The organism is Streptomyces sp. FH025 (assembly GCF_017427025.1).
Classification (GTDB): domain Bacteria; phylum Actinomycetota; class Actinomycetes; order Streptomycetales; family Streptomycetaceae; genus Kitasatospora.
The window spans coordinates 1-8,957 of sequence record NZ_JAFLNG010000302.1 but is presented as its reverse complement, the minus strand read 5'-3'; the positions used below and the strand labels follow the sequence as shown (position 1 = coordinate 8,957).

The 8,957-nt window shown below is 71.8% G+C and carries 9 protein-coding genes; 2 read left to right on the top strand and 7 right to left on the bottom strand.

Annotation, left to right across the window (positions count from 1 at the left end):
• Positions 1-910, bottom strand: a 910-nt coding sequence (locus J0670_RS21265) for a serine/threonine-protein kinase (protein ID WP_207813231.1), incomplete at its 3' end; no start/stop codon positions are given.
• Between the two features lie 426 nt (positions 911-1,336).
• Here J0670_RS21265 and J0670_RS21260 point away from each other — a divergent pair.
• Positions 1,337-1,984 (top strand): TetR family transcriptional regulator, encoded by a 648-nt coding sequence (locus J0670_RS21260; RefSeq protein ID WP_031063307.1) that lies wholly within the window; start codon positions 1,337-1,339, stop codon positions 1,982-1,984.
• Positions 1,985-2,208: 224 nt separating this feature from the next.
• Here the strand turns inward: J0670_RS21260 and J0670_RS21255 are convergent, their stop codons facing one another.
• From J0670_RS21255 to J0670_RS21230, 6 genes are all read right to left on the bottom strand, one after another.
• Positions 2,209-3,156 carry a beta-ketoacyl-ACP synthase III gene (locus J0670_RS21255; protein WP_207813230.1) on the bottom strand — a complete coding sequence of 316 codons (948 nt, stop codon included), beginning with the start codon at positions 3,154-3,156 and terminating at the stop codon, positions 2,209-2,211.
• A 122-nt stretch (positions 3,157-3,278) separates the two neighbouring features.
• Positions 3,279-4,460: a L,D-transpeptidase family protein gene (locus J0670_RS21250; protein ID WP_307806627.1), complete on the bottom strand. Its 1,182-nt coding sequence runs from the start codon at positions 4,458-4,460 to the stop codon at positions 3,279-3,281.
• A 114-nt stretch (positions 4,461-4,574) separates the two neighbouring features.
• The gene (gene mqnE / locus J0670_RS21245; RefSeq protein WP_196947564.1) at positions 4,575-5,738 is read right to left on the bottom strand and encodes an aminofutalosine synthase MqnE; all 1,164 of its coding nucleotides are present in this window, start codon (positions 5,736-5,738) and stop codon (positions 4,575-4,577) included.
• Positions 5,739-5,790: 52 nt separating this feature from the next.
• Complete coding sequence (locus J0670_RS21240; RefSeq protein WP_207813229.1) at positions 5,791-6,753, bottom strand: threonine/serine dehydratase; 963 nt, start codon at positions 6,751-6,753, stop codon at positions 5,791-5,793.
• 5 nt (positions 6,754-6,758) lie between these two features.
• The gene (locus J0670_RS21235) at positions 6,759-7,217 is read right to left on the bottom strand and encodes an Lrp/AsnC family transcriptional regulator (protein WP_030055719.1); all 459 of its coding nucleotides are present in this window, start codon (positions 7,215-7,217) and stop codon (positions 6,759-6,761) included.
• A gap of 119 nt (positions 7,218-7,336) precedes the next feature.
• Complete coding sequence (locus J0670_RS21230; protein ID WP_207813228.1) at positions 7,337-8,011, bottom strand: UbiX family flavin prenyltransferase; 675 nt, start codon at positions 8,009-8,011, stop codon at positions 7,337-7,339.
• 76 nt (positions 8,012-8,087) lie between these two features.
• Between J0670_RS21230 and J0670_RS21225 the strand changes: the two genes are divergently transcribed.
• A complete protein-coding gene (locus J0670_RS21225; protein WP_207813227.1) occupies positions 8,088-8,828 on the top strand; it encodes a cyclase family protein in 741 nt (246 codons plus the stop codon).
• Positions 8,829-8,957 lie beyond the last annotated feature (129 nt).

Below are 8,957 nucleotides of genomic sequence, written 5' to 3'. Positions count from 1 at the left end.
GGGGCGGCGGCGCGCTCGGCCGGCGGCCGCGCTTGCGCTCGATGAGCTCCAGCGCGTTGGCGGGCAGCCAGTCGCCCGCCTCGCCGGAGGCGTCGTCCCGGGAGAACAGGTGCGGGGCCAGCTCGGCCTGGATCTGCGCGGGGGTGGGCCGCCGCTCGGGCGCCTGCTGCATGCAGGCGCGGACCAGGTCCATCAGCTCGCGCGGCATGCCGGTGAGGTCCGGTTCCTCGCGCAGCAGCTGGAACACCGTCTCGACCGGGTTGGAGCCCCGGTAGGGCGGGTGTCCGGTGGCGCAGAAGACCATCAGCGAGCCGAGCGAGAAGACGTCGCTGGCGCCCCGGACGGTACGGCTGTCGCGGGCCTGCTCCGGGGACATGTAGGCGGGGGTGCCGACCGCGACGTTGGTCATGGTCAGCCGGGTGCTGGAGACCCCGGCCGCGATGCCGAAGTCGATCACCTTCGGGCCGTCCTCGACCACCAGGACGTTGGAGGGCTTGAGGTCGCGGTGGACCAGCCCGGCCGCGTGGATGGACTGGAGGGCCTCGGCGATGCCGGCGACCAGCCAGCGGGTGGCGTCCACCGGCAGCGGGCCGCAGTCCTCGACCAGGTCCTCCAGCGAGGGCGCCGGGATGTACGCGGTGGCCAGCCAGGGCACCCGGGCGTCCGCGTCGGCGTCCACCACGGCCGCGGTGTAGAAGCCGCCGACGGTCTTGGCGGCCGCGATCTCCCGGGCGAAGCGGACCCGGAACAGCTCGTCCTCGGCCAGCTCCCCCCGGACGGTCTTGATGGCCACCCGCCGCCCGGACGCGGACCGCGCCAGGTAGACCAGCCCCATCCCACCCGCGCCGAGCCGCCCCAGCACCTCGAAGGGCCCGATCCGCCTCGGATCGTGCGCCGTCAGCTGGTCCACTCCGCTGCCACCTCCCCGTTGTCCGCACCCGCCGCGTGGTGCCGGTCCCGATTCTCCAATGCCGCCCGGCGCATCTCCAACCTCCCCCACTCGGAGACGGCCACCGCCCGGCCGCCGGCCGGCGGTGCCGGATCGGCCGGATTCTGACGCCCGCTCCGGCCGCCGCTTGCCCGCGACGGGACGGACCGTCCACTCGCGGGGCGGTCTCCGGCCATCACGGACCGTCACTCTCTGTCACCCGACCACCCCTCAGCGGACCCGCCGTCACGCTATGGGGTCAAAAGCACACGGGGGGGCTTCAACAGGGGGTTCGGAGCCCGGTGAATATCCGTCCGAAGCGGTTCATGCCGCTATAGCAACCCCCCGTGCGGAGTAATAGTCGCATCACCGAATCGCGCCAAGATCGTGCCACGGTAAGCTGACGGCATGACAGGACAAGTTCGCACCGTCGACGGTCGCGTCGCCGGGCGACGCGGACAGGAGACGCGGCAGAAGCTGCTCGATTGCCTCCGCGAGATGCTCAGCACGTCGCCCTATCGGGACGTCAAGGTCATCGACGTCGCCCGTATGGCGGGTACCTCCCCCGCGACCTTCTACCAGTACTTCCCGGATGTCGAGGGCGCGGTCCTCGAAATCGCCGAGGAAATGGCCAAGGACGCCGACACCCTCAAAGAGCTGGTGGCCGGAAAGTCCTGGGCAGGGAAGTCCGGACCGACCACTTCGGAAGAACTGGTCGACGGATTCCTCGCCTTCTGGCGCAAGAACGACGCCATTCTCCGAGTGGTCACGCTCGGTGCCGCCGAAGGGGACAAGCGGTTCTTCAAGATCCGCATGACCGTCCTCAACGCGGTCGCCAAGCCGCTCGCTGAGGCCGTCAAGGAACTCCAGGCGAAGGGTCAGGCCGACAAGTCGCTCGACCCGAACGCCGTCGCCGGGGCCCTGGTCTCGCTGCTCGCATCGGCGGCCGAGCACCAGAAGGCCTTCACTTCCTGGGGCGTCAAGGTCAAGGACCTCAAGCCCAACCTCGCTCCCCTGGTGTACCTGGGCGTCACCGGCAAGAAGGCGCCCAAGTAGGACCATCCGTTCGATCCCACCATCCGCTCCGCGCGCAGCCCCGGCCTCCTGTCCGGGGAACGACGGACGGCGGCCGTGTCCTCGGGGGAGGTCCGCCGACGTTCCGCCAGCGCGCCAGACATGCCGGTGGGCGGTCACCCCTCACGGGTGCCCGCCCACCGGCATGTCGTCGTTCGGTGAAACCTCTTGGTGAAACCTTTTCGCGGAGCCGTCCGCAGGGGCGCCTACGGGCAGCGCACGACCTGCCCGGCGTAGGCCAGGCCGCCGCCGAAGCCGAAGAGCAGGACCGGGTCTCCCGGGGAGAGCTCGCCGCGCTCGACCAGCTTGGAGAGGGCCAGCGGGATCGAGGCGGCCGAGGTGTTGCCGGAGTCGACCACGTCCCGGGCCACCACCGCGTCGTCGCCGAGGCCGAGCTTGCCGGCGATCGCGTCGATGATCCGCAGGTTGGCCTGGTGCGGGACGAAGCCCTTGAGCTCGGAGGGGTCGATCCCGGCCCGCTCGCAGGCCTTCCGGGCGAGCGGGGCGAGCTGGGTGGTGGCCCAGCGGAAGACGGACTGACCCTGCTGGCTGATCACCGGGTCCCAGCCGGTGATCACCACGGCGTCGCCCCGCTCCGGCTCGGAGCCCCAGACCACCGGCCCGATCCCGGGCTCGGCGCCCTCCTCCTGGGCCTCGACCACGGCGGCTCCCGCGCCGTCGCCGAAGATCACGCAGGTGGAGCGGTCGGTCCAGTCGAGCGTGTCGGACATCCGCTCGGCGCCGATCACCAGCGCGCGCCGCGCCGCGCCGGCCCGGATCGCGTGGTCGGCGGTGGCCAGGGCGTACGAGAAGCCGGAGCAGACGGTGTTGATGTCGTACGCGGCGGGCGAGCGCACCCCGAGCCGGGCGGCGACGGCCGCGGCGGTGTTGGGACTGCGTTCGATCGCGGTGCAGGTGGCGACCACGACCAGGTCGATCTCCGCCGCCGTCCGGCCGCTCCTGGCGAGCGCCTTCTGGGCGGCCTCGGTGGCGAGGTCGACCAGGGTCTCGCCCTCGGCGATGTGCCGGGTGCGGATGCCCACCCGGGTGCGGATCCACTCGTCATCGGTGTCGACGATCGCCGCCAGGTCGTCGTTGGTGAGGACCTTGGGGGGCTGGTAGTGGCCGAGTGCCACAATGCGCGAACCGCTCATACTGCCATGGAACCGGGTTACCCACTGGTCAGCGGGGCATGACCGGCTACAGGATCCGCAGCGGTGATCTGTAGGAGATCGACAAGGGCGCTTGGGGCGCCTGGGTCGCACGTCCTCCGAGGTCAGGCGGCCAGCGAGGTCGTGTCGCCCATCACGATCACCGGGTGGGCGGCCGGGTCCAGGGTACGGATCAGCTGGGCCATCTTGTCCTCGGGGATCGACACGCAGCCGTGGGTGGGGCCGTCGTGGTCGACGTGGAGCCAGATGCCGCCGCCCTTCTTCGAGCCCATCGGGCGGCGCGTGTCGAGCGGGGAGTTGCCGGGGACGCGGTTGTAGTTGATCGCGACCACGTAGTCGAAGGAGCCGGCCAGCTGGTCGCCGAAGAAGCCCGTGCCGGAGACGACGAAGCTCGCGTCCTTGGCGTACGGGAGCTTGCTGCCCGGGTCGCTCTTGCGGCCGCCGGCGTCGGTGAGGGAGAAGACGCCGATCGGGCTGCGCAGGTCGCCCTCGTTGTGGTCGGTGGTCCAGCCGTTCTTGCCGTTGTGGCCCTGCCAGGTCTCACCGGCCAGCCAGCGGCCCTCGGGGGTGCGGGTCCAGAGGGTGACGGTGTTGCGGTCGGTGTCCTTGCCCTGGCCGGAGGCGACGACGACCTGGGTGGTCTCGGCGGGGATCCTCGCGGTGAAGGAGGCACCGAGGCCGGGTATCGCGGCGAGCGAGCCGTCCGCGCGGGTCTGGCTGCGGTCGGCGGCCGGGGCCTCGGACCGCCGGTCGGCGGCGGCCTGGACGGCGCCCTGGGCGGGTGCGGGCTGGTCCGGCTTGCTGACGCCCTCCGGCCCGGGGCCGTCGGCGGCGGCGAGGCCGGGCTTGGCGCCGTCCTGGCCGACGGTGTACCAGCCGGCGGCGGCCGTGATCAGTAGCGCGGTACCGGCCATCACGGCCTTGCCGTGACGTTTCTTCTTCGCCTTGCGCCGGTTGACCCGGGCGGCCGTCCGGGAACCCGTCACCGGCGCCGGGGCGGGCACGACGGACGCGAGCGGCGCGGGCTCCGCCTCGTAGGCGGGCTGCTCGTAGGCGGGCTCGTAGGCGGGCTCGTGGACGGGCGCGTAGAGGGACTCGTCCGCGGGCTCCGGCGCGTAGGGCTGGAACTGCTGCTCGTACGCCTCGTAGTACCCGTCAGGGGTCTGCGCGTAGGACTCGTACGGCTGCTGCTGCTCGCCGTAGTAGTACTGCTGCGGCGTCAGGGAGCCCGGCTCGGGCATCGGCTGGTACGGCGGGTAGTCGGTGGCGCGATGAGAACCGGACATGCCGTCGATCCTGCCAAACGCCGCACCCGTTGGTAAACCCGGGTCGCGTGCGGGAGCCGTGAAGACACCGCCGCCCGGACCGCGGTGCGGTCCGGGCGGCGGTGAGTTCGCAGGTCAGAGGCGCATCGCCTGCGGGGTCTCGCGGCGCGTCAGGTCCGGGCCCTCGTACTCGCGGATGACCTCGTAGCGGGTGTTGCGCTCGACCGGGCGGAAGCCGGCGTCCCGGATCAGGCCGAGCAGGTCGTCGCGGCCGAGCTTGTTCGGGGTGCCGAAGTTGTCCGCGTCGTGGGTGATCTTGTACTCGACCACCGAGCCGTCCATGTCGTCGGCGCCGTGGCTGAGCGCCAGCTGGGCGGTGGTGACGCCGTGCATCACCCAGAAGACCTTGACGTGCGGGACGTTGTCGAAGAGCAGCCGGGAGACCGCGAAGGTCTTCAGCGCCTCGGCTCCGGTGGCCATCTCGGTGCGGGCCATCAACTTGTTGCGCACGACGCCGTCCTTGGAGTCGTGGAAGTCGTGCTGGTAGCGCAGCGGGATGAAGACCTGGAAGCCGCCGGTCTCGTCCTGCAGCTCGCGCAGCCGCAGCACGTGGTCCACGCGGTGGCGGGGCTCCTCGATGTGGCCGTACAGCATGGTGCAGGGCGTCTTGAGGCCCTTGCTGTGGGCCAGGCGGTGGATCCGCGACCAGTCCTCCCAGTGGGTGTCGTGGTCGACGATGTGCTGGCGGACCTCCCAGTCGAAGATCTCCGCGCCGCCGCCGGTCAGCGACTCCAGGCCGGCGTCGATCAGCTCGTCCAGGATCTCGTCGGCCGACAGGCCGCTGATCTTCTCGAACCAGTGGATCTCGGTGGCGGTGAAGGCCTTCAGCGAGACGTTCGGCAGGGCCGCCTTGAGCTCCCGCAGCGAGCGCGGGTAGTAGCGCCACGGCAGGGTCGGGTGCAGGCCGTTGACGATGTGCAGCTCGGTGAGGGACTCGCTCTCCATCGCCTTGGCGAGGCGGACGGCCTCCTCGATGCGCATCGTGTAGGCGTCCTTCTCGCCCGGCTTGCGCTGGAACGAGCAGTACGCGCAGGACGCGCTGCACACGTTGGTCATGTTGAGGTGGCGGTTGACGTTGAAGTGGACGACGTCACCGTTCTTCCGCGTCCGCACGTGGTGGGCCAGCCCGCCCAGCCAGGCCAGGTCGTCGCTCTCGTAGAGCGCGATCCCGTCCTCGCGGGTCAGCCGCTCACCCGCGTAGACCTTCGCCTCCAGCTCGCGCTTGAGCCCTGCGTCCATGCGGTGACCCGCCTCCTCCGACATTCGATTCCTTGCCGGAACGAGCGTACGCCTATGCCGACAGCAGCTCCGCGAGCAGTGCGGGTTCGATGTTGCCACCGCTGACCACGGCCGCCACCGCCTGGCCCCCGGTCTCGGCGGCGCGGTGGAAGTACGCGGCCGGGGCGACCGCGCCCGAGGGCTCGGCGACCAGCCGGCCGCGGCGGGCGAGCAGGGCGACGGTGGCGCGGATCTCGTCCTCGGTGACGGTGACGATGTCGTCCACGTAGGCGGTGACGTGCTCGTACGGCAGCACGCCGAGCGAGGGGGTGCGCAGCCCGTCCGCGACGGTGCGGTAGGTGTCCTCCACCGGCCACTCCACCCGGCGGCCGGAGCGCAGGCTGGCCTGCGCGTCGGCGGCGAGCTCGGGCTCCACGCCGATCACCCGGATGCCCGGGCGGGTGAGCTTGAGCGCGGCCGCCGTCCCGCCGATCAGGCCGCCGCCGCTGACCGGCACCAGGACGGTGTCCAGCTCGACGGGGGCGTCCTCGGCGATCTCCAGACCGACCGTGCCCTGACCCGCGATGATGTACGGATCGTCGTACGGCGGCACCCAGACGTAGCCGTGCTTCTCGGCCAGCTCGCCGGGCAGGGCGTCCCGCTCCGCCGGCGCGACCAGCACCACCTCTGCGCCGTAGGAGCGGGTGGCCGCCACCTTCACCGCGGGCGAGGTGTCCGGCATCACGATCACGGCCTTGATGCCGAGCAGCTGCGCCGCGTACGCCACCGCCTGCGCGTGGTTGCCGCTGGACTGGGCGACCACGCCGCGGGAGCGCTCGTCCTCGGTGAGCGCGGCCAGCCGGTTGTACGCGCCGCGGGTCTTGAAGGCCCCGGTCGGCTGGAGGTTCTCGGGCTTCAGCCAGAGCCGCCGTTCACCCTCGGCCGCCCAGGGGGCGGGGACCAGCGGGGTGCGCACGGCGACCCCGGCGATCCGCTGCCGAGCGGCGCGCAGCTCCTCCAGACCGACCAGTGCCATCTCGATCACTCTCCTACGGGAGGGAGTTCGCTCACCCGGTTCTCCCACTTCGTGGAGAGTACGACAGTGGTGCGGGTCCGGGCCACGCCCTTCGTGCCCGAGATCCGCTTGACCACCGACTCCAGGCCGGCCACGTCGGCCACCCGGACCTTGAGCATGTAGGAGTCGTCGCCCGCGATGAACCAGCAGTCCTCGACCTCGTTGAGGTCCTTCAGCCGGAACGCGACGTCCTCGTGGTCGGCCGCGTCGGTGAGCTGAAGGCCGATCAGGGCCGTGACGCCGAAGCCGAGCGAGGCCGGGTTGACCGTGGCCCGGTAGCCGGTGATCACCCCCGCCTGCTCCAGGCGGTTGATCCGGTCCGTGACGCTCGGGCCGGAGAGTCCGACCAGCCGGCCCAGCTCGGCGTAGGACGCGCGGCCGTTCTCCCGGAGCGCCTGGATGAGCTGTCTGTCCACCGTGTCCATATACCGTCCGCGTCCTTCCGAACCTCACCAGACCCACAGATCATTATCCGGATTCAAAGGCGCCATGCGCTGAACGACCCGGATATCGCAGAGAAGATACTCTCCCGCCTTCGGTCTCCTTACTCCCCCTCAGCCGGTGCGGCGTCGCCGCTGCCGTTCCTGCGGGCGGCCGCCCCCAACTCCCCTTCCCAGCGCAGGTACAGGGAATGCGGCACACCGACCGCGTCCAGCACCCGGCCGGCCACGAAATCCACGAGTTCGCGCACGGTGGAGCCGCCGGCGTAGAAACCGGGCGAGGCGGGCAGCACGACCGCCCCCTGCGCGTCGAGCTCCACCAAGTGCTTCAACGTCACCCCGTTGAGTGGTGTCTCGCGCACGCACACCACCAGCGGGCGGCGCTCCTTGAGGGTGACACTGGCCACCCGCTGGAGCAGGTCCTTGCTCAGGCCGAGCGCGATGCCGGCCACCGCGCCGGTGGTCGCGGGGACCACCAGCATGCCCTTGGCGGGGTACGAACCGCTGGACGGGCCGGCCGCGAAGTCCCCGGCGGGCCAGTAGCGGACGTCGTCCAGGCCCTCGTCGGTGCCGAGCCAGGCGGCCAGGTCGGTGCGCCAGTGGGCGTCCCGGAAGGAGATGCCGGTCTCGTCCAGGATGGTGAGCCGGGCGGCCCGGCTGACGATCAGGTCCACCGCCTCACCGGCGGCGAGCAGCGCCCGGATCACCGAGGCCGCGTACGGCGTCCCCGACGCTCCCGAGACCCCGACCACCCACGGCTGACGCTTCGCAGTTCCCATGGGGCATTTCTATCCGGCTTCACCCCGTTCGTTCACCCGCACCCACCGGCCCGGCCGTCCCTGGGAGGATGGGCGCATGGCAGCGACCCTCGTCGACCTCACCCATCAGGTGACCACCGCGATGCCGGTCTACCCCGGCGATCCGGCCGTCCTGCTGGAGCCCGCGCTCACCACCGCCACCGCGGGGGTGAACGTGCTGGCCCTGCACCTCGGCTCGCAGTCCGGGACGCACGTGGACGCGCCGTACCACGTGGACGTCACCTGGCCCACGCTGGACGGGCTGCCGCTGGAGCGGTTCACCGGCCCGGCCGTGGTGGCCGACCTGCGCGGGCTGGAGCCCCGGGCGGCCGTCACCCCCGAGCTGCTGGCGCCCGCGCTGGAGCGCTGCGGCGAGGGTTCCGTCCTGCTGCTGGCCACCGGCTGGGTCCGGCACTGGGGCACCGAGGCCTACCTCGCCCACCCGGCGCTGACCCCGGCCGCCGCCGAGGCGATCGTCGCCGCCGGGGTTCGGACGGTCGGCGTGGACGCGCTGAGCGTCGACCCCACCCCCGACCCCGGTCCGGGCGACCCGGCGGTGGCCGCGCTGCTCGCCGACCTCACCGACGAGCACGACCAGGCCGCCGAGGAGCCGACCCTGGCCGCGCACCGGGTGCTGCTGGGGGCGCCCGGCGGCGGGGTGATCGCCGAGAACCTGACCGACCTGCGGGCGCTGCTGGAGGCGCAGGAGGCCGGTCGGCCGGTGGAGGTCTCGCTGTTCCCGCTGCGGCTGGTGGCGGCGGACGGCGCTCCGGTACGGGCGGTGGCCCGGCTGGGCTGAGCCCGTCGTCCAGCGGCGCACGGGACTTGGTCTAGACCATCCCCCGGTAGCGCCACTACGCTGTCCGGCCATGGCTGAGATCATCGGAGTGGTCGAGCGACTCTGGCGCTACCCCGTGAAATCCACCGG